27 protein-coding genes are annotated in these 25,467 nt (G+C 58.2%); 11 read left to right on the top strand and 16 right to left on the bottom strand.

The genetic code is table 11. From position 1 onward, the window contains the following. The 4 genes from EDF73_RS23505 to nasR all read right to left on the bottom strand — a co-directional run bounded on the left by EDF73_RS23505 (position 1) and on the right by nasR (position 4,408). Positions 1–789, bottom strand: a complete 789-nt coding sequence (locus EDF73_RS23505; protein WP_132731423.1) for an ABC transporter ATP-binding protein — start codon at positions 787–789, stop codon at positions 1–3. Between the two features lie 9 nt (positions 790–798). Continuing rightward, complete coding sequence (gene ntrB, locus EDF73_RS23500) at positions 799–1,683, bottom strand: nitrate ABC transporter permease (protein WP_132731422.1); 885 nt, start codon at positions 1,681–1,683, stop codon at positions 799–801. A 1-nt stretch (position 1,684) separates the two neighbouring features. Further along, a complete protein-coding gene (locus EDF73_RS23495; RefSeq protein ID WP_132731421.1) occupies positions 1,685–2,941 on the bottom strand; it encodes an ABC transporter substrate-binding protein in 1,257 nt (418 codons plus the stop codon). Between the two features lie 270 nt (positions 2,942–3,211). Next, positions 3,212–4,408 carry a nitrate regulatory protein NasR gene (gene nasR, locus EDF73_RS23490; protein ID WP_132731420.1) on the bottom strand — a complete coding sequence of 399 codons (1,197 nt, stop codon included), beginning with the start codon at positions 4,406–4,408 and terminating at the stop codon, positions 3,212–3,214. Between the two features lie 68 nt (positions 4,409–4,476). Between nasR and EDF73_RS23485 the strand changes: the two genes are divergently transcribed. Continuing rightward, on the top strand, positions 4,477–4,830 hold the full coding sequence (locus EDF73_RS23485) for a DsrE/DsrF/TusD sulfur relay family protein (protein WP_132731419.1): 354 nt from the start codon (positions 4,477–4,479) through the stop codon (positions 4,828–4,830). Between the two features lie 238 nt (positions 4,831–5,068). After that, positions 5,069–5,311 carry a DUF1883 domain-containing protein gene (locus EDF73_RS23480; protein ID WP_132731418.1) on the top strand — a complete coding sequence of 81 codons (243 nt, stop codon included), beginning with the start codon at positions 5,069–5,071 and terminating at the stop codon, positions 5,309–5,311. 37 nt (positions 5,312–5,348) lie between these two features. Here EDF73_RS23480 and EDF73_RS23475 read toward each other — a convergent pair whose 3' ends face one another. Both EDF73_RS23475 and chaB read right to left on the bottom strand, forming a co-directional pair. Then, positions 5,349–6,029 carry a gamma-glutamylcyclotransferase gene (locus EDF73_RS23475; protein WP_132731417.1) on the bottom strand — a complete coding sequence of 227 codons (681 nt, stop codon included), beginning with the start codon at positions 6,027–6,029 and terminating at the stop codon, positions 5,349–5,351. A 150-nt stretch (positions 6,030–6,179) separates the two neighbouring features. Next, positions 6,180–6,410: a putative cation transport regulator ChaB gene (chaB, locus tag EDF73_RS23470; RefSeq protein WP_132731416.1), complete on the bottom strand. Its 231-nt coding sequence runs from the start codon at positions 6,408–6,410 to the stop codon at positions 6,180–6,182. Positions 6,411–6,674: 264 nt separating this feature from the next. Here chaB and chaA point away from each other — a divergent pair, with 264 nt between their 5' ends. Then, positions 6,675–7,775, top strand: a complete 1,101-nt coding sequence (gene chaA, locus EDF73_RS23465) for a sodium-potassium/proton antiporter ChaA (protein ID WP_132731415.1) — start codon at positions 6,675–6,677, stop codon at positions 7,773–7,775. Between the two features lie 129 nt (positions 7,776–7,904). Here the strand turns inward: chaA and kdsA are convergent, their stop codons facing one another. From kdsA to hemA, 6 genes are read right to left on the bottom strand one after another with little or no spacing between them, the layout of a single operon-like run. After that, positions 7,905–8,759 carry a 3-deoxy-8-phosphooctulonate synthase gene (gene kdsA, locus EDF73_RS23460; protein ID WP_132731414.1) on the bottom strand — a complete coding sequence of 285 codons (855 nt, stop codon included), beginning with the start codon at positions 8,757–8,759 and terminating at the stop codon, positions 7,905–7,907. A gap of 39 nt (positions 8,760–8,798) precedes the next feature. Next, positions 8,799–9,611: an invasion regulator SirB1 gene (gene sirB1, locus EDF73_RS23455; RefSeq protein ID WP_132731413.1), complete on the bottom strand. Its 813-nt coding sequence runs from the start codon at positions 9,609–9,611 to the stop codon at positions 8,799–8,801. A 3-nt stretch (positions 9,612–9,614) separates the two neighbouring features. Continuing rightward, positions 9,615–10,007 (bottom strand): invasion regulator SirB2, encoded by a 393-nt coding sequence (gene sirB2, locus EDF73_RS23450; RefSeq protein WP_132731412.1) that lies wholly within the window; start codon positions 10,005–10,007, stop codon positions 9,615–9,617. Then, positions 10,004–10,855 carry a peptide chain release factor N(5)-glutamine methyltransferase gene (gene prmC, locus EDF73_RS23445; RefSeq protein WP_132731494.1) on the bottom strand — a complete coding sequence of 284 codons (852 nt, stop codon included), beginning with the start codon at positions 10,853–10,855 and terminating at the stop codon, positions 10,004–10,006. The genes sirB2 and prmC overlap by 4 nt, the downstream gene beginning before the upstream one ends. After that, a complete protein-coding gene (gene prfA / locus EDF73_RS23440; RefSeq protein ID WP_132731411.1) occupies positions 10,855–11,937 on the bottom strand; it encodes a peptide chain release factor 1 in 1,083 nt (360 codons plus the stop codon). The genes prmC and prfA overlap by 1 nt, the downstream gene beginning before the upstream one ends. 43 nt (positions 11,938–11,980) lie before the next feature. Continuing rightward, on the bottom strand, positions 11,981–13,237 hold the full coding sequence (gene hemA / locus EDF73_RS23435) for a glutamyl-tRNA reductase (protein WP_132731410.1): 1,257 nt from the start codon (positions 13,235–13,237) through the stop codon (positions 11,981–11,983). Between the two features lie 272 nt (positions 13,238–13,509). Between hemA and lolB the strand changes: the two genes are divergently transcribed. The 4 genes from lolB to dauA all read left to right on the top strand — a co-directional run bounded on the left by lolB (position 13,510) and on the right by dauA (position 17,907). After that, a complete protein-coding gene (lolB, locus tag EDF73_RS23430) occupies positions 13,510–14,121 on the top strand; it encodes a lipoprotein insertase outer membrane protein LolB (RefSeq protein ID WP_132731409.1) in 612 nt (203 codons plus the stop codon). Beyond that, on the top strand, positions 14,121–14,972 hold the full coding sequence (gene ispE, locus EDF73_RS23425) for a 4-(cytidine 5'-diphospho)-2-C-methyl-D-erythritol kinase (protein WP_165905789.1): 852 nt from the start codon (positions 14,121–14,123) through the stop codon (positions 14,970–14,972). The genes lolB and ispE overlap by 1 nt, the downstream gene beginning before the upstream one ends. 183 nt (positions 14,973–15,155) lie before the next feature. Continuing rightward, positions 15,156–16,103, top strand: coding sequence for a ribose-phosphate diphosphokinase (gene prs / locus EDF73_RS23420; protein ID WP_002910407.1), 948 nt, complete (start codon positions 15,156–15,158; stop codon positions 16,101–16,103). Positions 16,104–16,227: 124 nt separating this feature from the next. Then, entirely contained in the window at positions 16,228–17,907 is a 1,680-nt protein-coding gene (dauA, locus tag EDF73_RS23415) for a C4-dicarboxylic acid transporter DauA (RefSeq protein WP_132731407.1), read from the top strand. Positions 17,908–17,927: 20 nt separating this feature from the next. Here the strand turns inward: dauA and EDF73_RS23410 are convergent, their stop codons facing one another. Both EDF73_RS23410 and ychH read right to left on the bottom strand, forming a co-directional pair. Then, positions 17,928–18,953: a MerR family transcriptional regulator gene (locus EDF73_RS23410; protein WP_132731406.1), complete on the bottom strand. Its 1,026-nt coding sequence runs from the start codon at positions 18,951–18,953 to the stop codon at positions 17,928–17,930. A 227-nt stretch (positions 18,954–19,180) separates the two neighbouring features. Continuing rightward, positions 19,181–19,456, bottom strand: a complete 276-nt coding sequence (gene ychH, locus EDF73_RS23405) for a stress-induced protein YchH (protein WP_132731405.1) — start codon at positions 19,454–19,456, stop codon at positions 19,181–19,183. 273 nt (positions 19,457–19,729) lie between these two features. On the opposite strand from ychH, the gene pth reads away from it, so the two are divergent. Further along, entirely contained in the window at positions 19,730–20,314 is a 585-nt protein-coding gene (gene pth / locus EDF73_RS23400; RefSeq protein WP_132731404.1) for an aminoacyl-tRNA hydrolase, read from the top strand. A 117-nt stretch (positions 20,315–20,431) separates the two neighbouring features. Then, positions 20,432–21,526 (top strand): redox-regulated ATPase YchF, encoded by a 1,095-nt coding sequence (gene ychF, locus EDF73_RS23395; RefSeq protein ID WP_049113556.1) that lies wholly within the window; start codon positions 20,432–20,434, stop codon positions 21,524–21,526. A gap of 129 nt (positions 21,527–21,655) precedes the next feature. Here ychF and EDF73_RS23390 read toward each other — a convergent pair whose 3' ends face one another. Further along, a complete protein-coding gene (locus EDF73_RS23390; RefSeq protein ID WP_132731403.1) occupies positions 21,656–22,489 on the bottom strand; it encodes an SDR family oxidoreductase in 834 nt (277 codons plus the stop codon). 93 nt (positions 22,490–22,582) lie between these two features. On the opposite strand from EDF73_RS23390, the gene EDF73_RS23385 reads away from it, so the two are divergent. Continuing rightward, positions 22,583–23,545: a LysR family transcriptional regulator gene (locus tag EDF73_RS23385; protein WP_132731402.1), complete on the top strand. Its 963-nt coding sequence runs from the start codon at positions 22,583–22,585 to the stop codon at positions 23,543–23,545. Here EDF73_RS23385 and EDF73_RS23380 read toward each other — a convergent pair. Then, positions 23,489–23,890 carry a RidA family protein gene (locus EDF73_RS23380; protein ID WP_132731401.1) on the bottom strand — a complete coding sequence of 134 codons (402 nt, stop codon included), beginning with the start codon at positions 23,888–23,890 and terminating at the stop codon, positions 23,489–23,491. The genes EDF73_RS23385 and EDF73_RS23380 overlap by 57 nt on opposite strands. Positions 23,891–24,262: 372 nt before the next feature. On the opposite strand from EDF73_RS23380, the gene EDF73_RS23375 reads away from it, so the two are divergent. Continuing rightward, the gene (locus EDF73_RS23375) at positions 24,263–25,378 is read left to right on the top strand and encodes a 1-propanol dehydrogenase PduQ (RefSeq protein ID WP_132731400.1); all 1,116 of its coding nucleotides are present in this window, start codon (positions 24,263–24,265) and stop codon (positions 25,376–25,378) included. Positions 25,379–25,467 lie beyond the last annotated feature (89 nt).

The following is a 25,467-nucleotide window of genomic DNA, read 5'->3' as shown; positions in this document are numbered from 1 at the left end:
CTACGCCGCTTTCGGCTGCTTTTCGTAGAGGAAATGCAGGATCTGCTGGCGCAGCTGGTGATAACGACTATCGTCCGCCAGCTGGACGCGATTGCGCGGCCGGGGGAGATTGACGCCGAGGATTTCCCCTACCGTCGCCGCCGGACCGTTAGTCATCATCATGACGCGGTCGGAGAGCAGCACCGCTTCATCGACGTCATGGGTAATCATCACAATGGTGGTATTCAGCGCCTGCTGAATCTGCATCACCGCGTCCTGCAAATGGGCGCGGGTCAAGGCGTCGAGCGCGCCAAAAGGCTCGTCCAGCAGCAGCACCTTTGGCTTCATCGCCAGCGCCCTGGCAATCCCCACCCGCTGCTTCATCCCGCCGGAGATCTCCCCCGGGCGTTTATGCAAGGCGTGGCCCATCTGTACCCGTTCAAGGTTGTGCTCGATCCACTCTTTACGCTCAGCTTTACTCATGGTGCGGCGAAACACCCGATCGACCGCCAGCGCCACGTTGTCAAAACAGGTCAGCCACGGCAGCAGCGAGTGGTTCTGGAAGACCACCGCCCGCTCCGGCCCCGGCCCGGCGATCTCCCGGTTATCGCACAGTAGCCCCCCTTCGCTGGGTAAGGTGATCCCGGCGATCAGGTTCAACAGCGTCGATTTGCCGCAGCCGGAGTGGCCGATCAGGCTGACGGTTTCCCCTTCATAGATGTCGAAAGAGACGTTTTGCAGCGCCAGAAACTCGCCGCTGGCGGTATTGAAACGCTGGCTGACGGCCTGGACCTGAATTAATGGTTTCATAGCGACTCCCTATTTTTCCTGCCAGCTAAAGCGGCGAGCGATCAGCATCAGTCCCTGCTCAAGCAGCAGGCCGACGACGCCGATAATGACGATGGCGATGATGATGTTTTCCACGTTGAGGTTGTTCCATTCGTTCCAGATCCAGAAACCGATCCCCAGCCCCCCGGTCAGCATTTCGGCGGCGACGATCACCAGCCAGGCAATACCGATGGAGAGGCGTACGCCGGTCAGCACCGCGGGCAGTACGGCCGGGAAGAGGATGCGGCGCATCACCGTCCATTCAGAAAGCTGTAAGACGCGGGCGACGTTGAGATAGTCCTGCGGAATACGCCGTACCCCTTCGGCGGTGTTGATCACCATCGGCCAGATGGAACAGATAAAAATGGTCCAGCTCGAGGCGGGTTCCGCCTTCTGGAACAGCAGCAGGCCGATAGGCAGCCATGCCAGCGGGCTGACCGGGCGCAGTAGCGCAATCAGCGGATTGAACATCCGGGCGAAAAACAGCGAGCGGCCGATCAAAAAGCCCAGCGGAATGCCGGCCAGCGCCGCGAGACCGAAGCCTACCGCCACCCGCTGCAGCGAGGCCAGCACGTTCCAGCCGATGCCCATATCGTTCGGCCCGTCCCGGTAAAAAGGATCGGCAAACAGGGTCAGCGCCGAATCGAGCGTGCTCAGCGGCGTCGGGAAGCCTTTACCGTTGATCGCCGCCAGCTGCCAGCAGAGCAGCAGCAGACCCAGCCCCAGCATGGGCGGCAGCAGGCGCTGCACGCCGTCGCGCAGCCAGCGCCTGACGGGCGGCACCGAACGCCGGACCTGCACCGGCGGTAGAATAATCACTTCACCCGGCGTCTTTTCTGCCCTGACGGCAGGTTGCGTATTGTGCGCGTGTTTCATTTCATGCCCCCTTACGTTGAATCGCGAAGCCGCGGGCGTAACCTTCCGGATCGGCCCCCGTCCAGACCGTACCGTCAATCAATGTGCTGCTGCGCAGCGCCTGGGTCGGGACGGCGATCCCGCCGACGGCCTGCGCCGCCTCTTTCCAGACGTCAATGCGGTTGATGCGCCGGGCCACCGCCTGATAATCCGGCACCGTTTTCAACAGGCCCCAGCGGCGAAACTGGGTTAAAAACCACATCCCGTCCGACAGCCATGGGAAGCTCACCTCCCCCTGGTCGTAAAAGCGAATCGGGTGCGCATCCTGCCAGCGGCGTCCCAGTCCGTTGTCGTACTCACCGAGCATCCGCCCGGTGAGGTACTGTTCTTTGGTATTCAGCCAGGCGCGTTTTGCCAGAATGCGCGCCGTTTCGCGTTTGTTCTCTGCTGAAGCCTCAATCCAGCGCGCGGCGTCCAGTACCGCCGCTACCAGCGCTCGCGCAGTGTTAGGGTTGCGCTCGACCCATTCGCTGCGGGTGCCGAGAATTTTTTCCGGATGTTCCGGCCAGATATCCTGTGAAGTGGCGGCGGTAAAACCAATGCGATCGTTAATGGCCCTTGCGTTCCACGGTTCGCCGACGCAAAAACCGACCATGTTGCCGATGCGCATGTTCATCACCATTTGCGGGGGCGGGACCACCACGGTACGCACATCTTCGAACGGGTTAATGCCGCCGCTGGCCAGCCAGTAATAGAGCCACATGGCATGGGTCCCGGTGGGAAAGGTATGAGCGAAGGTATAGCTGCCCGGCGCGCTCTGGCCAATCAGCCGTTTCAGCCCGGAAAGATCGCTCACCCCCTGACTTTGCAGATCCTGCGATAAGGTGATGGCCTGGCCGTTACGGTTGAGCGTCATCAGGTTCGCCATCGACTGCGGTTTACTGGCTATCCCCAGCTCCAGTCCGTACAGCAGGCCATACAGAATATGTGCCGCATCGAGCTCACCGGCGATTAGCTTGTCGCGCACCGCCGCCCAGCTGGCCTCTTTCGTCGGCACGAGGGTAATGCCGTATTTTTTATCGAACCCTTTCAGCGACGCGATCGCTATTGGCGCGCAGTCCGTTAGCGGAATAAAACCCACCCGCACGGTGGTTTGCTCCGGCTTATCGGAGCCTGCTGCCCACGCGCTTTGCATCACGCCAGGCAACAGCATCGCGCCGCCCAGCGCGGCGCCTGCCTGCAGAAAATGCCGCCGTGAAATCGAAAATTTATCGCCCATACCCGCTCCAGAACGCGCAAAAAAAAAAGCGCCCGACAGTGCTTATGCACTGCAGGACGCCTTTATCCATGGGCCATCAGACCGCCGTTGGCCTGTTGCCCAAAATTGTCTACTGACCCGAACTTGCGCTTTCGCGCTGATATATTGAATATTGCAAAACGGATGCCAATATTCAGAAAGGCCTTTTACCGCCCTTTTCCTCGCGCAATGAACGCTGGCTATGCCGAAATTGCACCGTCGACAGGCAGCAAATGCCCACACATCGTGCAACTACTCCTTTGGGGTTACTGACCACAGCGACTTCACCGTCAGCAGCGCGCGGGCGATCTCCACCATCCGCTGATTCTTATCCATCGCCATTTTGCGCAAGGTCTGCCAGGCCTGCTCCTCCTGCATTCCCTGATGGGTCATCAGCACGCTTTTCGCTTTATCAATCAGCGTGCGCTCTTCAAGCGTATCTTTTAGCGATGCCAGCTGGCCGGAGAGCTGTTGCAGCTCGAACGCCTGCTGGCGGACCAGCGGCAGCAGCTGTTTATCCAGCCGATGTGCGAGGCTATCATCCGCCTCTTCCTGCGGCCAGCTGGCGGGCGGCATCGGCGGCTCTTCTCCGCTGAGCAGCCGATCGGCGGCGTTCAGCAGATCGCCGATCAACCGCTCTTCCAGTCCCCGCATCTGCTCCAGGCGCGCAGTCTGGGCGCAGAACCAACGCAGCGCCGCCTCACCCTCGTCCGCCGGGGGTTGCCGGGTACAGGCGATCCGCCGCAGCTGCTCGATATCGAGACTGGCCTGACACTGCGCTGTAAACAGCGCGCTCTGCGCCGCGTCAGCCAGGGCGATGAAGCTATCAAAACAGGACTGTTGGCCATCAATCCGATCCACCAGCTGCTGGCGTAGCTCAGCGCTGAACTGGCCGCGAGCAAACCCCAGCGCCCCCAGCGCGCGCTCCTGTCCCACCAGCTCTTTCCCCTGCATAAAGCTGTAGAGCGCCACCATCCGCCCGGCAATTTGCGGATCGTCGATGCTGTCATTAAGCTGCGGGACGATATTCAGCAGGTGGCGGATAATGCGGCTGAACTGATCCGTGGCCGCTTCTGCGGCAATAGCGCGACCGCGTACGGCCGCGCGCAGCGCCGGGATCTGCCCCAGATACCAGACTGCGCTGGCAATCCGCCAGCACAGGGCGCTGCTGGCGCTATCGCGTGCCGGGGCCAACGCCGTGCGAAACGCGATCAGCTGTTCGTCGACCAGCGCGCCGCCCGCACGGCATTCCGCGGCGTAGAGCCGCCCGCTGGAACATAACCAGATGTTGGACGCGCCGCGTTCGCACTGTAGCATATGCACCAGAGCGCTAATCTGGTTTGCCAACGCCCCCAGCTGAGCCAGCTGGCGAAGCTGCTGTCTCTGGCGCTGATGGGCATGGTGAAACCACTCATTCGCCTCAGGCGTTGTGCCAGCCGTATTATTCATACCCCCTCCCGGGTTAACGCTTTATACTTCAGCTAAGCAATAACCGTGCCTTATACCAAGGAGTTCTTATGCAAAGTATTGTGATTGTCGCTAACGGGGCTGCCTACGGCAGTGAATCGCTGTTTAACAGTCTGCGCCTGGCGATTGCGCTGCGCGAGCAGCAGTCGGCGCTCGACCTAAAGATTTTTTTAATGTCGGATGCGGTAACGGCCGGGCTGCGCGGGCAAAAGCCGGCGGAAGGATATAATATTCAGCAGATGCTGGAGATCCTCACCGCGCAGAACGTCCCGGTGAAGTTGTGTAAAACCTGTACCGACGGTCGCGGCATCACCGCGCTGCCGCTGATTGACGGCGTGGAAATTGGGACCCTGGTCGAGCTGGCGCAGTGGACGCTGGCGGCAGAAAAAGTCCTGACCTTCTGAATTCCCCCCTTCTGACGGGATTAAATATCAAGCTGGCAGCGTTTCTTAACGTAAAAATATGCCAGCTGAATGCTTTCAGGAACAACATCATTTTTGTTTAATCTTTATTCCTTTTGTTGATCAATATCAGCATCCGCACGTCCCCCATTTGGTGTTATGCCATGAGCAAAGTGTGAACGATATCACGCACGGGATTGAGCTGGCAGGACGCTGTGGACAGACAACAACGGGGTACAAAATGGCAATGGTAAAAGCAAGTTTGATGTTGTTTGGCGGTGATACGCTGGTGGTTCGGTGTTCCGAACGCTGCCATATTCACCTGATGAGCGCCAGGGCTGCGGGTGATAGCCGCGCGGATATTCTGAGCGTGCAGGATCGCGATAGCGCCTATTTGACCGTGCCCTACAACGGCACGTGGAATGTCCTGATCGACAGCCACAGTCAATCTCTGGAGCACTCCATCAGCTACGTTCCCGCCTGATATCATCGCCCGGGTGACCCCGGGCGCTTTTCCGTTCTCAGGCCAGCCCTGGCTGGCTGTTTTCCCCGAGCAGGTTACGCACTTTGCCGACCAGATCGTCAAGGCAAGCATCATGCATTCCCAGCTTGCGCAGCTCCTGGTCGAGCGAGAACAGATACTGGGCGTTGGTGCCCAGCGGCCCGCTGGCTCGGGCGATCAGCGGCGCAATCACCTGGGCGCTGGTATCTGACTCAAAGAGCGGGTGGCGCGGATCCATAATAAACACTAGCGCATTGACCGTCCGCCCGTCGTCAAGCTCAAGCTTGCACCAGGTCGGCAGATAGCAGCCGGTGATCATTTCCCGCTTCCACAGCAGGGTCAGCTCCTCTTCCAGGGTATCGTCGGGGAGACGGTAGGCCACACCGGTAGTGCGCCCGCCCTCTTTAAGGGCCAGCATTCGGCCAGGCTGATGCGCGCTGCCTCGCCCGGCGGTCAGCCGCAGACAAAAAGCGCGGTGCCAGCCCGGGAGCGTACCGGTACAGGATTCACGGTACTCCAGCGCCGGGTTCCACATTAGCGAACCGTAGCCAAAAATCCATACTGAGCCGGCATCCGGACGACAGGCCAGGGTGGCAGCCAATGAGGCCGCCCGTTGCTCTGCCGACCAGAGTAGCGATTCCTCAATAGCACCAAACGCCGTCTTACAATCCGCATTGATTAAGAAATCACGAGTTAACACTTTCTACTACCTCCGCCACTGCCTGCTTCCCGGCGATTATCTGATGCCATCCGTGAAATATTGCCGAATTATTATCCAGCTTTCATCGACAATAAGCAATTAACGCCACCCTGGCAAGGCGCGGGGCAGCAGATGAGGCAGCCGGAACGATTATTTTTTCTTATGCCACTTATCATCGCCTCCTTTTTGATAGTCATTCTTGACCGCAGCCCAGGCGACCTTATGCGCCGTCTCTTCACGGCTGGCGTCGTCCCGCCGGTCCTCCTGGTGCTTATACTGCTCCCAGGCGCTATTAAACGCTTCTTTATAGATCTCCTGTGCATGCGCCGGCAACACGCGCTGGACGCTATCGGGTAACTCTTGTTTACTGCGATAAGGCATATTCACCTCCGGATGGTGGTAAAAATATAAGTCTGGGACACGAATTCAGGCTTTTCAAGGCGGGATATAATCCAGAAGCGTTTTTAGTAATCATCTGAATAATAAATATAAAATCGCAATAACGATAAGTTTTGGCAATCTTAAGTAATTAGTTAACAATAGCCGTAAATTTAAGTAAAAAAACAATTCAGATAGCAAAATGTCTGTTATTTTATCTACTTACGGTATCTATAATTATAACACCTGCATCAATGGAGATGGTTCATGACACATGCACATGAGGCGGTGAAAACCCGCCACAAGGAGACGTCGCTTGTTTTTCCGATTCTGGCGCTGGCGGTGCTTATCTTCTTCGGAAGTAGTCAGTCGCTGCCAGCGGTTATCGGTATCAACATTCTGGCCTTAGTCGGTATTCTGTGTAGCGCCTTTAGCGTCGTCCGCCACGCGGACGTTCTGGCGCACCGCCTGGGCGAACCGTACGGATCGTTAATTTTAAGCCTTTCGGTGGTCATTCTTGAAGTCAGCCTGATTTCGGCACTCATGGCGACCGGCGACGCCGCGCCCACGCTGATGCGCGACACGCTCTATTCAATTATTATGATCGTTACCGGCGGTCTGGTCGGCTTCTCTCTGCTGCTGGGCGGGCGCAAATTTGCCACCCAGTACATGAATCTATTTGGCATCAAACAGTACCTGATCGCCCTGTTCCCGCTGGCGATTATCGTGCTGGTCTTCCCGATGGCGCTGCCGGGGGCGAATTTCACTACCGGCCAGGCGCTGCTGGTGGCGTTAATTTCCGCGGCGATGTACGGCGTGTTTCTGTTGATTCAGACCAAAACCCACCAGAGCCTGTTTATTTATGAGCATGAAGATGACGGCGACGACGATGACCCGCATCACGGTAAACCCTCCGCGCACAGCAGCGCCTGGCACACCGCGTGGCTGTTAATCCACCTGGTTGCGGTTATCGCGGTGACGAAGATGAACGCCAACCCTCTGGAGACGCTGCTGACCAGCATGAACGCCCCGGTGGCCTTCACCGGTTTCCTGGTGGCGCTGCTGATTCTGTCGCCGGAAGGTCTCGGCGCCCTGAAGGCGGTGTTGAACAATCAGGTGCAGCGCGCCATGAATCTGTTCTTCGGTTCGGTGCTGGCGACGATTTCACTGACCGTGCCGGTGGTCACCTTAATCGCCTTCTTAACCGGCAATGAGCTGCATTTCGGTCTTGGCGCGCCGGAAATGGTCGTGATGGTCACCTCGCTGCTGTTGTGCCAGATTTCCTTCTCTACCGGGCGCACCAATGTGCTTAACGGCGCGGCGCACCTGGCGCTTTTCGCCGCCTATCTGATGACCATTTTTGCCTGAGTCCCTTCCCCCGGCGGCGCTGCGCTGGCCGGGGAGCGCTCCCCACGCCGGCCTGGCGCATCGTGCCCGCGATAAAAAAAGCCTGCCGGTTTCACAACCGGCAGGCTTTTCGCATCACAGAACCTGTGTTTAGTGGCTGGTATCCAGCTCTTCAAAGCTCTTCACCAGATCGTCAATCGCTTTGATCTGCTTGAGGAACGGCTCCAGCTTCGCCAGCGGCAGCGCGGACGGACCGTCGCATTTCGCATGTTCCGGGTCCGGGTGCGCTTCGAGGAACAGACCGGCCAGACCGGTAGCCATACCGGCTCGCGCCAGTTCGGTCACCTGGGCACGACGACCGCTGGACGCCGCGCCAAACGGGTCGCGGCACTGCAGGGCGTGGGTCACATCGAAGATAACCGGCGAGTTGTTGGACACTTTCTTCATCACGCCGAAGCCCAGCATATCGACAACCAGGTTGTCGTAACCAAAGTTAGCCCCGCGGTCGCACAGAATCACCTTGTCGTTACCGCCTTCAATAAACTTGTCGACGATATTGCCCATCTGGCCCGGGCTGACGAACTGCGGTTTTTTAACGTTGATCACCGCGCCGGTTTTCGCCATCGCTTCCACCAGATCGGTCTGACGCGCGAGGAACGCCGGCAGCTGAATCACGTCAACCACGTCGGCAATCGGCTGCGCCTGGCTTGCTTCATGAACGTCAGTGATGATTTTCACGCCGAAGGTCTGCTTCAGTTCCTGGAAAATCTTCATCCCTTCTTCCAGACCCGGCCCGCGATAGGAGTGGATGGAAGAACGGTTAGCTTTATCAAAAGAGGCTTTGAACACATAAGGAATGCCCAGCTTCTGTGTTACGGTCACGTAGTGTTCGCAGATACGCATCGCAAGATCGCGGGATTCCAGCACGTTCATCCCGCCAAACAGGACGAAAGGCAGGTCGTTTGCTACGTTGATATCACCAATGCTAACCACTTTTTGTTTCATAAGATCGCCTTATCAGGGTGTAACCGGAATCATTCCAGATTAGTGAAGAGTAATTTGTTTATGCGAAATCGTGTTAATTTGCGCGCGGATCATTTCGCTGATCGGGTCCTCAGGACACTGCTCAACAAAATAGTTCAGATCCAGCAGCGCAACATGGTCGCACTCAAGCTGGGCGTAGATCAGCCCGCGGTCGCGAATCTCATACGGATCTTCCGGATTGAACTGCAGCAGCGCTTCGCTGGCGCGCAGGGCCAGCTCCATCTGCCGCTCTTCCATCAGCGCCGATTTCAGGGTGTCGAGCAGTTTGTGGATCACCTCGGCGTTATCCGCCTCATCGAGGTCCTCGTTGAACAGCTCGGCAACCGGACTAATATTGCCCTTCAGCCAGACTTCAAGCGTGTGCTCGTTGAGCGTTTCGCCGTTGAACGGGTTAATCAACCACATCTCTTCGCTGGTCTCAGGGTCGGCGCGCAGCAGCATCTGCGTCGGGAAGATAACCGGGACCAGCGGCAGCGACATGCGCTGGGCAATCCACAGCACGATAGCCCCTAAAGAGGCGGCGCTGCCCTGACGATTGATCAGAACTTTGTCGACCCACAGGGCATCGGACAGCCGGTAGACGCCGTGGGAATCGCGAAAGCCCCACTCGTGATAGAACAGCTCCAGCAGCCGTTCCAGCTGACGTTCCTGATCCCACGAGGAGGCAATCTCCTCCTGCGCCAGGCTCAGCAGCCGCTCCAGTTCATCCTGCACGTAGTGCGTCGGAAAATCGTCGCGGATTAATTCAGAAATGAGGACCATTCCATCGCACAATGGCGCTTTATTAAATTCGAAATCAGCTAATGACCTCATGACTTACCCCAGTAACGGTGTTCTTGTGATGGCGAGTTGTATGATGATGAACAACACCACCAAAGCCAACAGAAAAGCGATAAATCTGCTCTGCTGGCTGCGCGGACGACGACGGCCCAGCGCGATAAAACCCAATGCAATATAAATGATAACGCCAAACAGCTTTTCAGTCAGCCACGAGCCATCGTCCGTAAACGGCAGATAGCGCGTTATGGCCATTAATCCGGCGCCGCTGAGGAATAACAAAGTGTCGCTGCAGTGCGGCGCGATACGCACCCAGCGCCGGTTAAGCCGCGCGTCACCGCTGTAGCTCCACCAGTAGCGTAAGGCGAACAGGCTGACCGACACCACGACACAAGCGATATGCAGGTACAGTACCGCGCTAAACAGATTCATTCGCCAACGTCCTCCAGGCCGGGGAACCGCCCGACGGTCAGGCGGTCGTTATCGCCGTAATCACGGCAGGTGGCGATCTCAAGATAACCGGCGTCACGGAACAGCGCGCGCACCGCTTCTCCCTGCTTCCAGCCGTGCTCCAGCAGCAACATCCCGTCGGGCGTCAGGAAATGACGGCCTGCGCGGATAATATGCGCCAGGTCGGCCAGACCGTTATCGGCGGCAACCAGCGCCGTTTTCGGCTCGAAGCGCACGTCGCCCTGCGCAAGATGCGGGTCGGTTTCATCAATATAAGGCGGGTTGCTGACGATCATCGCAAACTGCTGCCCCGCCAGCGCGGCGAACCAGTTGCTTTGCAGCACGGTGACGTTGCCGATAGCGAGCCGTTCGGCATTGCGCGCGGCCAATGCCGCCGCATCGGGCATGACATCAACAGCCGTCACCTGGCAGTCCGGGCGTTCGCTGGCTAAGGCCAGGGCGATAGCGCCGGTGCCGGTACCTAAATCCAGAATCCGGCACGGCGCGGCAGGCAGACGGGCCAGCGCCTGCTCGACGAGGCACTCGGTGTCCGGACGCGGGATCAGCGTCGCCGCTGACACCAGCAGCGGCAACGACCAGAACTCCCGCTCGCCCACCAGATGGGCCACCGGTTCGCCGCGCTGGCGGCGGCTGAGCAGCGGCGCCAGCTGCGCCAGCTGTTCCTCCGTCAGGAGCGTTTCACCGAAGGCGAGAAGGTAGGTCCGCGCCTTACCGGTCACGTGCCCTAACAGGATCTCGGCGTCGCGACGCGGACTTTCGCTCTCACTCAGCCGGCTTATCGCCTGCGCCAGCCACTGTTGAAAGGTCATCATTCCTGCTCGGAAAGCGCAGCCAGCTGATCGGCCTGGTATTCCTGAACAATCGGCTCAATCAGCATATCCAGTTTCCCCTCCATCGCTTCATCCAGACGGTAGAGGGTCAGGTTAATGCGGTGGTCGGTCACCCGCCCCTGCGGGAAGTTATAGGTGCGGTTGCGATCGCTGCGATCGCCGCTGCCCAGCAGGTTACGCCGGGTTGAGGCTTCCGCCTGCTGGCGTTTAGCCACTTCCGCCGCGCGAATACGCGCGCCGAGCACCGACAGCGCTTTGGCTTTGTTTTTGTGCTGCGAACGCTCGTCCTGGCACTCCACGACGATCCCGGTCGGTAAGTGGGTAATCCGGATCGCCGAATCGGTGGTGTTAACGTGCTGACCGCCCGCCCCTGAGGAACGGAAGGTATCGATACGCAGATCGCCCGGGTTGATATCCGGCATTTCGGCTTCCGGCAGCTCCGGCATCACCGCCACGGTACAGGCGGAAGTGTGAATACGGCCCTGGGATTCGGTTGCCGGCACGCGCTGGACGCGGTGACCGCCGGACTCAAATTTCAGACGACCATACACGCCATCGCCGCTGATTTTAGCGATCACCTCTTTAAAGCCGCCATGTTCGCCTTCGTTGGCGCTCATGATCTCCACCCGCCAGCGGCGGGCTTCGGCATAGCGGCTGTACATACGGAACAGATCGCCGGCAAACAGCGCCGCTTCATCCCCGCCGGTACCGGCGCGGACTTCGACAAAGGCGTTGCGTTCGTCATCCGGGTCCTGCGGCAGCAGCAGCACCTGCAGCTGTTGCTCCATCTCTTCGCTTTTGGCTTTCGCGTCGCGCAGCTCTTCCTGCGCCATTTCGCGCATTTCCGCATCGTCGAGCATCATCTGTGCGGTTTCAATATCATCCTGCACCTGACGCCACTCGGTATAGCAGCGCGCCACGTCGCTAAGCTGCGCGTATTCACGCGACAGCGCGCGGAATCGATCCTGATCGGCGATGGTCGCAGCATCACCCAGCAGCGCCTGAACTTCCTCATGGCGTTCGTACAGAGCTTCCAGTTTGGCAACAATAGAAGGCTTCATAGGCGTGAATTCACCCTGTCCTGAAAATAGAGAGAAATGTGCGCTATTCCAGCCCGAGGCTGTTGCGCAGAATATGCAGGCGTTCATCATCCCCGTCACGGGCAGCCTGCTGAAGAGATTTGGTTGGTGCGTGGATCAGGCGATTGGTCAGCTTACGCGCCAGATCCTGCATAATTTCCTGCGCATCGCCGCCCTGCTCCAGCGCAGCCAGCGCCTTCGCCGTCAGCTCCTCGCGGACCTGCTCGGACTGGGAACGATATTCGCGGATAGTCTCGCTGGCGCTCTGGGCGCGCAGCCAGGCCATAAATTCGCTGGTTTCCTGCTCGACGATCGATTCCGCCTGTACCGCCGCGGCTTTGCGCTGCGCCAGATTGTGCTGAATGATGTTCTGCAGATCGTCCACGCTGTACAAATAGGCGTTCGCCAGCTTGCCGACTTCCGGTTCGACATCGCGAGGGACCGCGATATCCACCAGCAGCATCGGCTGATTACGCCGCGCCTTCAGCGCGCGCTCCACCATCCCTTTGCCAATAATCGGCAGCGGACTGGCGGTGGAACTGATAATAATATCGGCCTCTTTCAGCCGCTCGTCGATGTCACTCAGGGCGATAACCTCAGCGCCGACTTCCCCGGCCAGGACCTGAGCGCGCTCGCGGGTACGATTAGCTATCACCATTTTTCGCACGTTGTGTTCGCGCAGATGGCGCGCGACCAGTTCGATGGTTTCCCCGGCGCCGACCAGCAGTACCGTCACGCTGGAGAGCGATTCAAAGATTTGTCGCGCCAGCGTACAGGCGGCGAACGCGACGGAGACCGCGCTGGCGCCGATATCGGTTTCGGTACGCACGCGTTTAGCGACGGAGAAGGATTTCTGGAACATCCGCTCCAGTTCACTGACGTTGAGATGCCCCCGGCTGGAGTCGGCAAAGGCTTTTTTCACCTGCCCCAGAATCTGCGGCTCGCCAAGCACCAGCGAATCGAGACCGCTGGCGACGCGCATCAGATGGCTGACCGCATCATTGTCCTGATGCCAGTACAGGCTTTTACGCAGGTCTTCTTCATTAAGATGGTGGTAATCACACAGCCAGCGAATGAGCGCTTCCTGCAGATTATCCTGTTCCTCAACGCTGAGATACAGCTCCGTGCGGTTACAGGTCGACAGCACCACACCTCCCTGCACCATTGGCTGAGCCAGCAAGCTCTCCAGCGCCTTATCGAGCGTGTCCGGCGAAAACGTTACGCGTTCTCGCAGCGCTACCGGGGCTGTTTTGTGATTAATGCCAAGAGCTAAAAGGGTCATTGTGAGGGAGTAGTACCAGCGTTGCTAAGGTTAGTCTGCACGCATCATACAGGATGCGCGGAATCAATAAAAGAGACGCTCCCCTTTTGGAGTAATAGGCATCGGTGTAAAAGCCATTAACGGTAATTTTTTGATTTCAGACAATTTGAACGTAGACGCTATCGCCGGGCAACGCTAGCATTAAGGGTTATAATTGTAACCCGCTACACAAATCGTGTGCGTACTCCTCCGTCGCCGGATTTCACTGTAGACATCAAGGATTTGTCATCATTATGAATCGACTGCTCCGCCTGTTGCCGCTGGCCAGCCTGGTCCTGACCGCCTGTACTCTTAACGCGCCGCAAGGCCCTGGCAAAAGCCCTGATTCGCCGCAATGGCGTCAGCACCAGCAGGATGTCCGCAATCTGAACCAGTTCCAGACCCGCGGCGCCTTCGCTTACCTTTCCGACGAGCAAAAAGTTTATGCCCGCTTCTTCTGGCAACAAACCGGCCAGGATCGCTATCGCCTGCTGCTGACCAACCCGTTAGGCAGTACGGAACTGTCGCTGACCGCTCAGCCGGGCAGCGTGACGCTGATCGATAACAAAGGCCAGACCTACACCGCAAGCGACGCCGAAGAGATGATTGGCCGCCTGACCGGGATGCCCATCCCGCTGAACAGCCTGCGCCAGTGGATTATCGGCCTGCCGGGCGAGGCCACCGACTATACGCTTGACGATCAATACCGCCTCAGCGCCCTGAACTACACGCAAAACGGCAAAACCTGGCATGTTACCTACGGCGGTTATACCAGCGATACCCAACCTTCACTGCCGGCTAATATGGAACTGAATAACGGCAGTCAGCGCATCAAGCTCAAAATGGATAACTGGATTGTGAAATGATGACCCGCTGGCCTTCTCCTGCAAAGCTGAACCTGTTTTTGTACATTACCGGGCAACGCGCCGACGGTTACCATACCTTGCAGACGCTGTTTCAGTTTCTCGACTACGGCGATACCTTAACCATCGAACCTCGTGATGACGGGGCGCTGCGTCTGCTGACGCCGGTGGCCGGGGTGCCGGACGAAGAGAATCTGATCGTTCGCGCCGCCAGGCTTTTGATGCAGGCGGCATCGGCGCGCGGGCAGCTGCCGGCAGGCAGCGGCGTGGATATCAGTATCGACAAACGCCTGCCGATGGGCGGCGGCCTCGGGGGCGGCTCTTCCAACGCCGCGACGGTGCTGGTGGCGCTGAATCATCTGTGGCGCTGTGGATTGTCGGCAGAAGAGCTGGCGACGCTGGGGCTGCAGCTTGGCGCCGATGTGCCGGTCTTCGTGCGCGGTCACGCGGCCTTTGCCGAAGGTATTGGCGAGATTCTGACCCCGGTCGAGCCGCAGGAAAAGTGGTATCTGGTCGCCCATCCGGGGGTCAGTATTCCAACGCCGCTCATCTTTCGCGACCCCGAGCTACCACGAGACACCCCGATCAGGTCAATAGATACGTTGCTAAAATGTGAATTTCGCAATGATTGCGAGGTTATCGCAAGAAAACGTTTTCGCGAGGTTGATGCGGCGCTTTCCTGGCTGTTAGAATATGCGCCGTCGCGCCTGACTGGCACAGGAGCGTGTGTCTTTGCTGAATTTGACACCGAATCTGCCGCTCGTCAGGTGCTGGAGAAAGCCCCGGAATGGCTACAAGGCTTTGTGGCGCGAGGTGTTAACATCTCACCGCTCAAGCTAGCCCTACCTCAGTAATTCTGCTTATTGCACGAATTATGGTCGATACGCCGGGCAAATTGAGTAACGGTGACAACGTCACCCTGTTCCAGACGTTGCATCGTTCTCTTTAAATACACCGCCTGGATGGAATGGCGCCAGCCCGCACCGTTTTTTTGGCCCCTTTCATCCACCACTGGACGCATGCCTGAGGTTCTTCTCGTGCCTGATATGAAGCTTTTTGCTGGTAACGCCACCCCGGAACTAGCACAACGTATTGCCAACCGCCTGTACACTTCTCTTGGCGACGCCGCTGTAGGTCGTTTTAGCGACGGCGAAGTCAGCGTACAAATCAATGAAAACGTACGCGGTGGTGATATTTTCATCATCCAGTCCACTTGTGCTCCCACCAACGACAACCTGATGGAACTGGTTGTTATGGTTGATGCTCTGCGTCGCGCTTCGGCGGGTCGTATCACCGCCGTTATCCCTTACTTCGGCTATGCTCGTCAGGACCGTCGTGTGCGTTCCGCCCGTGTGCCTATCACCGCGAAAGTCGTGGCTGACTTCCTGTCCAGCGTCGGCGTTGACCGCGTCCTGACCGTTGACCTGCATGCAGAACAGATCCAGGGCTTCTTCGACGTTCCGGTTGATAACGTCTTCGGCAGCCCAATCCTGCTGGAAGACATGCTGCAGCTGAATCTGGACAACCCGATCGTGGTTTCTCCGGACATCGGCGGCGTGGTACGTGCTCGTGCTATCGCCAAGCTGCTGAACGATACCGATATGGCGATCATCGACAAGCGTCGTCCGCGCGCTAACGTTTCCCAGGTGATGCACATCATCGGCGACGTTGCCGGCCGCGACTGTGTGATGGTTGACGACATGATCGATACCGGCGGCACGCTGTGTAAAGCGGCTGAAGCGCTGAAAGAACGTGGCGCCAAACGCGTATTCGCCTACGCCACCCACCCGATCTTCTCGGGCAATGCTATCCAGAACATTAAAAACTCTGTGATTGATGAATTCGTCGTCTGCGATACCATCCCGCTGGCGCCGGAAATCAAAGCGCTGGATAAAGTGCGTACGCTGACGCTTTCTGGCATGCTGGCAGAAGCGATTCGTCGTATCAGCAACGAAGAATCCATCTCTGCTATGTTCGAACATTAATCGAGCCCGGCCAAAAAACCCGCTGCGGCGGGTTTTTTTGTCCCCGACATTTATTTGTATGATCAATGCCTCCTTCACCTGCCATTTAGTTGACAGATGATGCGCCTATGGACGAAACATTATTGTGAACAGATTATTTTCCTCACATGTGATGCCTTTCCGCGCCCTCATCGATGCTTGCTGGAAAGAAAAATATACCCTCCCACGCTTCACCCGCGATCTGATCGCCGGGATAACGGTAGGGATTATCGCCATTCCGCTGGCAATGGCGTTGGCGATTGGCAGCGGCGTGGCCCCGCAGTACGGGCTCTACACTTCGGCCGTCGCCGGTATCATTATCGCGCTGACCGGCGGTTCGCGTTTCAGCGTCTCCGGCCCCACCGCCGCCTTCGTGGTGATCCTCTATCCGGTCTCGCAACAGTTTGGCCTGGCAGGGCTGCTGGTGGCGACGTTGATGTCCGGGATCTTTTTAATTCTTTTCGGCCTGGCACGCTTTGGCCGGCTGATCGAATATATCCCGCTTTCCGTGACCCTCGGATTTACTTCAGGTATCGGTATTACTATCGGTACCATGCAGATTAAAGATTTTCTTGGTCTGCAGATGGCCCACGTTCCGGAGCACTATCTGCAGAAAGTTGCCGCCCTGGTCATGGCGCTGCCGACGGTCAACCTCGGCGATGCGGCGATCGGCATCGTCACTCTCGGCACCCTGATTATGTGGCCGCGTCTCGGGATCCGCCTGCCCGGCCACCTGCCCGCGCTGCTGGCGGGCTGCGCGGTGATGGCGATCGTCAATCTGCTGGGCGACCAGGTCGCTACCATCGGCTCCCAGTTCCACTACCTTCTCGCCGATGGCAGTCAGGGCAACGGTATTCCGCAGCTGCTGCCGCAGCTGGTGCTACCGTGGGATATGCCGGGTTCCAACTTTACGCTCAGCTGGGCCTCTTTGCAGGCGCTGCTGCCGGCGGCCTTCTCGATGGCGATGCTTGGCGCGATTGAGTCGCTGCTGTGCGCGGTGGTCCTCGATGGCATGACCGGTACCAAGCACAAGGCCAACAGCGAACTGATTGGCCAGGGGCTTGGCAACATCGTCGCCCCGTTCTTCGGCGGGATTACCGCCACGGCCGCCATTGCCCGTTCGGCAGCCAACGTCCGCGCAGGAGCCACCTCGCCCGTCTCCGCCGTTATCCACGCCCTGCTGGTGATCATGGCGCTGCTGGTGCTGGCGCCGCTGCTCTCCTGGCTGCCGCTTTCGGCGATGGCGGCGCTGCTGCTGATGGTGGCGTGGAACATGAGCGAAGCGCACAAGGTGGTGAATTTGCTGCGCTATGCGCCGAAGGACGACATTATCGTGATGCTGCTGTGCATGTCGCTGACGGTGCTGTTTGATATGGTCATTGCGATTAGCGTCGGCATCGTGCTGGCTTCGCTGCTGTTTATGCGCCGTATCGCCCGCATGACGCGCCTGGCTCCGGTCAACGTCGACGTCCCCGACGACGTGCTGGTGCTGCGGGTTATCGGCCCGCTGTTCTTCGCCGCCGCCGAGGGGCTGTTTAACGATCTGGAAACGCGGATTGAGGGTAAGCGGATCGTGGTGCTGAAATGGGATGCGGTGCCGGTGCTGGACGCCGGCGGCCTGGATGCCTTCCAGCGTTTTGTGAAAAAGCTGCCGGAAGGCTGTGAGCTACGGGTGTCTAATCTGGAATTTCAGCCGCTGCGCACTCTGGCGCGCGCCGGAGTCCAGCCCATTGCCGGACGCCTGAGCTTCTACCCCGATCGCAACGCCGCGCTGGCGAATATTTAACCACAGCGGGATGCGGGCGTTCACGCCCGCATCATCACTCCTATCGCCTGCTGGAGCCAGCTGAGCACCGGCGGCGTCATCCACGTCCCTTTCATCAGATGCGGTTCGCGCTCCATCGCGTGGCGAAACTTTTGCTGGGTCTGCGGGCTGGTTCCGGCATACGACTGGAACAGCGCCAGCCACTGCCGCGCCAGCTTTTGCCCGGCCTCGGATGCCGGATCGGTCTGCTCAGCGCAGGCCTGATGCAGCGCCGATACCAGCCCCGGCCACTCCATCAGCCGATCGAAATAGTGCTCACGGGTAAACGCCAGCTCGTCGGCGTTCAAATAGCGCGCCCAGATCGCCAGCTTGCTTTGCGCAAAGGCGTGGGTAATGTAGTCCACCACCTCGGGCGTAATCCCGGTTTGCGCGCGCATTTGCGGTTCCGCTGCGTGCATCTCATTGAGGCGGGTGAGAAACTCAGGCCGCCCGGCGGTATCAAGCTCCAGGCGCTCCATCCAGCGGGTGGCCAGCGCCATCGCCGACGGCGAGTCTGGCGGGCTGCGCTCCTCCATCAGCCGCTGCGCCTCAATGACCAGCGCCTGCCAGATTTGATTGCGCTGCTCGTCCTGTTCTGCGAACGGCAGCGCCTGTAGTTCCTGCGGACTAAACCAACGATCGTACATATTCATAAGCTCCAGGGTCTGTAGCCAGGACTCCAGATCGGGTTCATTCCCGCGACCCAACTCGTCGCGCAGCAGAGCCAGTCTTTCGCGCAGCGTTGAAATCGTGCGCAGCTGCGTATCAAGGGTGGCAATTTGCTGCACCAGCAGATCGGATAACGAAAGCGAACCGCGATCGAGATGCTCCTTAATAGCGGCGAGTTCCAGCCCGGCCTGTGCCAGCGCCTTAATCATATGCAGCCGCTGAACGGCCGCCAGATCGTACAGCCGATAACCCGCCGCGCTTCTGGCCGAAGGCGTCAGCAGCCCGGTTTGTTCATAGTGATGCAGCGTACGGACGGTTATTCCGGCGCGTTTCGCCAGTTCCCCCACCTGAATTAACATGACTGCTCCTTTTGTCTGCCAGTGGCACAACTCTGCCGCCTGACGTTACGTTAGGGTCAAGCGCATATTTATCAACGGGGGCAACAATATCAGCGGGACGGCCGTTGCGGGAGTAAAATAAGCAGGAGTAACATAGTCAGCCAGCCGATTAGATCGCGGCTGGCGGCAGTGCGGATGAATTCACAAAATTGCACCCGCCTGGCGACAGGTGCAGGCAATGGACTGGCCTAGCTGTGGCGATGCTGGTCACGACGGCAGCGTTTATCGTAGTGGCGTACCCACCAGTATTTGTCGCTGACCTGTTCATGCCCGCCGACGCGCGCCCCGGCGAGCCAAAGTACGGCGCCGACAAAAATACTTAACACCGCGCCATGAGCGAAGAACTGCGGCAGGTCAAGCTGCGGAAGCTGGTTTAAAATAGAATAACCGACGCCCACAACCATGACGACCAATCCTAAACCCATCAGTACATTACCGAGTAACGAAGCGTTTCTGCGTTTCATATGTCACCTCCGGAACCTTGGGTCATCTGGGAATATCCCCAAAACTTATAGGATTAGTATAGACAACGGGGATAAGGTTGATTGCGTCGGCGATCACATTAGTTAATATCAAACCAACAAAAACTTACAAATAACTTACTGAACAACATCAAATTCTAATGGTTCAGCAGGGAAATTATCGCCCCCTGCGCCGCTACGCTGGCAGAATTTTGTCAAGCGCCTCAGCAACCAGTACACTACGCGCCAGAGAACGACCCAAGCAGGATAGAAAACGTGACGATAAAACTGATTGTCGGCCTGGCGAACCCCGGCGCCGAATACGCGGCGACACGACACAACGCTGGCGCCTGGTACGTAGATTTACTGGCCGATCGCCATCGCGCCCCGCTGCGTGAAGAGAGCAAATTCTTTGGCTATACCGCGCGGATTAACGTTGCCGGCGCAGATGTACGTCTGCTGGTTCCAACCACCTTTATGAACCTCAGCGGTAAAGCCGTGGCGGCGATGGCGACCTTCTACCGTATTAACCCGGATGAAATTCTGGTGGCGCACGATGAGCTTGATTTACCGCCGGGCGTGGCTAAATTTAAGCTCGGTGGCGGCCACGGCGGGCACAACGGGCTGAAAGATATCATCAGCAGGTTGGGAAATAACCCTAACTTTCACCGCTTACGGGTCGGGATCGGCCATCCGGGCGATAAAAATAAAGTTGTCGGTTTTGTGTTGGGTAAACCGCCGATGAGCGAACAGAAACTGATTGACGAAGCCGTTGACGAAGCGGCGCGCTGCACCGAGGTCTGGCTGAAAGAGGGCCTCACCAAAGCGACCAACCGTTTACACGCTTTTAAAGCGCAATAACCGCTCGACGTGCGGAATTTTTAGCGCGCACCGTGTATAATGGGCGAAGCTATTTACTTTTCTGCAATCTGCTCACTGTAACAGATTGATTATCCAAAGATTAAGGTGATTTAAATCATGGGATTCAAATGCGGTATCGTCGGTTTGCCCAACGTCGGCAAATCCACCCTGTTCAATGCGCTCACCAAAGCGGGTATTGAAGCGGCCAACTTCCCCTTCTGTACCATTGAGCCGAACACCGGTGTCGTGCCGATGCCCGATCCGCGTCTGGACAAGCTGGCTGAAATCGTCAAACCGCAGCGTATTCTGCCGACCACCATGGAATTCGTCGATATCGCCGGCCTGGTGAAAGGCGCGTCCAAAGGCGAAGGTCTGGGCAACCAGTTCCTGACCAACATCCGTGAAACCGAAGCTATCGGTCACGTGGTGCGCTGCTTTGAGAACGACAACATCATCCACGTCAACAATAAAGTGGATCCGGCGGATGATATCGAGGTAATCAACACCGAACTTGCGCTGTCCGACCTCGACACCTGCGAGCGTGCGATTCACCGCGTGCAGAAGAAGGCGAAAGGCGGCGATAAAGACGCCAAAGCCGAACTGGCGGCGCTGGAAAAATGTCTGCCGCAGCTGGAAAATGCCGGTATGCTGCGCGCGCTGAAAAACCTGACCGATGAAGATAAAGCGGCCATCAAATACCTGAGCTTCCTCACCCTGAAGCCTACCATGTACATTGCCAACGTGAACGAAGACGGCTTCGAGAACAATCCGTACCTCGACAAAGTCCGTGAAATCGCCGCGGCTGAAGGCTCGGTGGTTGTCGCCGTGTGCGCCGCGGTAGAATCAGATATCGCCGAGCTGGACGATGCCGACCGTGATGAGTTCATGGCCGAGCTCGGTCTGGAAGAGCCGGGGCTGAACCGCGTGATCCGTGCCGGGTATGAACTGCTGAACCTGCAGACCTACTTTACCGCTGGGGTAAAAGAAGTTCGCGCATGGACTATCCCCGTCGGTGCTACCGCTCCGCAGGCGGCGGGTAAAATCCACACCGACTTCGAAAAAGGCTTTATCCGTGCGCAGACCATCGCCTACGAAGACTTTATCACCTACAAAGGTGAACAAGGGGCGAAAGAAGCCGGCAAGATGCGCGCGGAAGGGAAAGACTACATCGTTAAAGATGGCGATGTGATGAACTTCCTGTTCAACGTCTAATTCGTTTCTGGCCGTGCGATGGGCCCCGCGCGGGCCTCATCGCCGCTGTAACGCCGCTAAAATCCACGCCCCCGCGTGGATTTTTTTCATCCTGTCACCGTTGATCTCGCGTTTACTAATACCGCCTCATCACACCTTCTTATCCACGCTCAGCGCCACGGCGCGGGTCTCCTCCAGCACCTGCAACCGACTGTGCAGCGCCTCGCGGATAGAATGATAGGCCTTACCGCCCAGCGCCAGACGAAACGGCGGCGCGTCCTCGTCCGAAGCGGCAACGATCGCGGCGACGGTTTTTAACGCATCGCCGTTAATGGCGATTGTTCCCTGCGCCAGCCCGCGGCGAACTTCGCCGGCGGGGGTGCTGTCATAGCAGGCCATCGGCGGAGCCGTATCCAGTCCGCTCGCAAAATTCGTCGCGGTCGGACCGGGTTCAGCAATAATAAAATCGATGCCAAAAGGCGCCACCTCCTGCGCAACGGACTCAATAAATCCTTCAATCCCCCATTTGGTGGCGTGATAAAGGCTGAAATTCGGCCAGGCAATCTGCCCGCCTTCTGACGATATCTGCACAATGCGCCCGCCTCCCTGCTGACGCAGGGCAGGTAATGCCGCCCGAATCAGCTGAATCGGTCCGGTGAGATTGGTGGCAATCTGACGCTCAATCTGGCTATCGGTCACCTCTTCCGCCGCGCCGAAGAGCCCGTATCCCGCGTTACTGACCAGCACATCGATACGCCCGGCGAAGTCGAACGCCTGCCGCACCACCCGGCGTACCGCATCAGCGTCCGTCACGTCCAGCAGCAGGACATGAAGCTGCCCGCCATATTGGGCCAGCAGATCATCCAGCGCGCCGGAGCGGCGCAGGGTGGCGATCACTCTGTCGCCTCGCGCCAGCAGACGCTCGGTCATCAGGCGCCCGAGGCCGGTTGAGGTACCGGTAATAAACCAGGTTTTACTGCTCATCGTGATTCTCCTGAAAAGTTATTAACCCACCGACACAGGATATGGCATGATAATTGGTATGATAAGACTCAACAAATAGCATGAAGAGGTGAAATGAAATCACCAGTTAAAACGCCGACGCTTTCCGATCTGAAAGCCTTTATCGCCGTAGCGGAACAGCGTAGTTTTCGTCGCGCAGCGGATTTTTCCGGCGTGACCCGTTCTACGTTAAGCCATGCGATCCGCGGGCTGGAAGCGCGTCTGGGCGTTCGCCTGTTACATCGCACCACGCGCAGCGTCGCGTTAACCGAAGCCGGAGAGGCGCTGCTGCGGCGTATTTCGCCGCACCTGAACGGGCTGGAGCAGGCGCTGGAAGAGGTCGCGGAGACCCAGGGGCAGATTGTGGGCACACTGCGTATTAATGGTGGCGAAGAGGCTATTCACCTGCTGCTGCAGACGGTCGTGCCGGATTATATGGCGCGCTATCCCGGCGTGTCGCTGGATCTGGTGGTGGATGGCCGACTGGTGGATATCGTCGCCGACGGTTTTGATGCGGGGATCCGGCTGGCGGAGGATGTCCCTGCCGATATGGTGGCAGTACGTTTTGGCGAAGATGTGCGTTTCCTGGCGGTGGCGTCGCCGTCGTACCTGGCGCAGCGCCCTGCTCTCGTGACCCCGGACGATCTGGCGCACCATCAGTGCATTCGCCAGCGTTTGCCCAGCGGTAAGCGCTACCGCTGGGAGTTTTCCCGCCACGGTCAAAGCATCATGCTGGATGTCCCCGGGACGTTGACGCTCAACAGTTCGCCGCTGATGGTGGATGCGGCGATGAAAGGTCTGGGGATCGCCTATGTCCCGGACCTACACGCCCGCGCGGCGCTGGCGGATGGCCGGCTGGTCACGGTGCTGGAACCGTGGTGCCCCCCGGTTCCCGGTTTGTGCCTCTGGTTCCCGGCCAACCGGCATATGCCCGCCAGCCTGCGCGCACTGATCGATATCATTAAAGAACGGAGTCGAGACTCATCGACAAGTGGGCAGCCGGGCGGTGACCTTGATTTCAAAACGGAAGCCATATAGCCAGCTCACGCCGACGCCCGTCAGCGTCGGCCAGGGGGCTTCCCCCCAGAATTCCGGCAGCACCTTCCAGACCGTGTCGATAGTCGATTGGGCATCGACCAGATACACGGTGACATCGACCACATCCGCAAAGGTACATTCTGCGGCAGCCAGCACCGCATTAAGGTTTTCAAATGCCCGGCGGACCTCCTGCTCCAGCCCGGGTTCCGCTGAACCATCCTCGCGGCTTCCCACCTGACCGGAAACAAACAGAAAGCCCCCGGATTTGACGGCCGGGGAGTAGCGGTTTTGCTCATACAGCGCCTGGCGTCCTGCGGGGAATATCACATCTTCTGGCGTTCTCATCTTTTCTCCTGTTCTGGCCGCGGGGTGTTTACAGGGATGATAGGCGTCCGCATCTGCTGCCGCTATGCCCGCCGACTGGCATGAGCTGGTGAATATTATTCACGTAGCGAAGGTAAATTGCGCGGGATGACGGCGTCCCTTGCCGCCACTGAGGGGGGAAACCGCCATCATCTCATTAAGAGAGGATGGCGGCGGCATCGTTATCACGGCTCTGCACTTTTTTGTCAATGCGCAAAGACGACCGCAACCAAATCCTCACAGAGCACAAGCATTGCCAGCTTCTTCTCCCTCCCCTCATGACACAATACGTTCTCTTTTTACATCCGGAGTTTGCATCCCCGCAATCCGCTCACGGGATAAGGTAATCGAAAGATGGCGAGCTATTTTTTCTCTATTCCTGACGTCTATTTTGGTGAAGACGCCATTCAGGCATTGCGTCGACTGAACAATAAAAAGGTGGCCATTGTTACCGATAGTTTTATGGTGACTTCAGGTAAAACGCGCTACCTGATTAACGAAATGCCTCAGGCCTCGGTGTCTATTTTCAGCGAGGTCAAACCCGACCCGAGCGTGGAAATTCTGCATGCCGGTGCGGCGCAGTTTAAACGTTTCAGGCCGGATGCCATTATCGCGCTGGGCGGCGGATCGTCGCTTGACGCCGCAAAGGGGATCAAGGTCACGCTGGAAGAGTATTTCGCCGGTCATGCCATTGAGCTAATCGCGATTCCGACCACCAGCGGATCCGGCTCCGAAGTCACCGCTTACGCTATCATCGCCGATCCGCAAAACGGGCGAAAATACCCCCTGATTGCTGACGAACTGGTTCCGGACTGCGCCATCCTCGATCCGCAGCTGGTTTTATCCGTGCCTCGCCAGGTCGCGGTGGATACCGGTATGGATGTGCTGACCCACGCGATTGAGGCGCTGGTCTCCACGGGGGCAAATGATTTTAGCGACGCGCTCGCCGAGAAAGCCATCACGTTGACCTGGCGAAACCTGCCAGACATTTTCCACGATGAGAAGAATATTCAGGCACGCACGCATATGCACAACGCCTCCTGCATGGCCGGCATGGCGTTTAACTCGGCGGGACTGGGCCTGGTACACGGCATGGCACACGCCATCGGCGGTATGCTGCATATTCCGCACGGCAAAATTAACGCCATGCTGCTGCCCTTCATTATTGAATACAACGCCGGTCATGCCCCTCATGCCAGAGCGCGATATCTGCAATGCGCCGCCCTGATGGGCATCCGCGCCGCCACGCCTGACCAGACTTTGGATGCGCTGATAAGCGCCATCCGCGATATCAATCGCCATTTTGGTATTCCCGCCACGCTACGGGCGCTGGGCACAGACCTTGCGGAATTAACCTCCCTGCGTCAGCCGCTGATCGACGCGGCCCTAGCAGATGGCTGCACGGCCTCGAATCCCTGCCAGCCGCGCGCCGCGGATATAGACCAGTTGCTGACCGCCGTTGCCGGGTAACTCTGGACAAGTTTGTCCTCCCCCCGGCGGACGGTCAAAAAAGTCCTGCGTCACGGCAAAAAGCCCGACGCGGGAGTGAATATGCTGAA

The sequence above is a fragment of the Klebsiella sp. BIGb0138 genome (assembly GCF_004342285.1).
Classification (GTDB): Bacteria; Pseudomonadota; Gammaproteobacteria; order Enterobacterales; family Enterobacteriaceae; genus Klebsiella.
The sequence above is the reverse complement of the archived record's forward strand: the minus strand, read 5'-3'. Positions and strand labels throughout refer to the sequence as shown.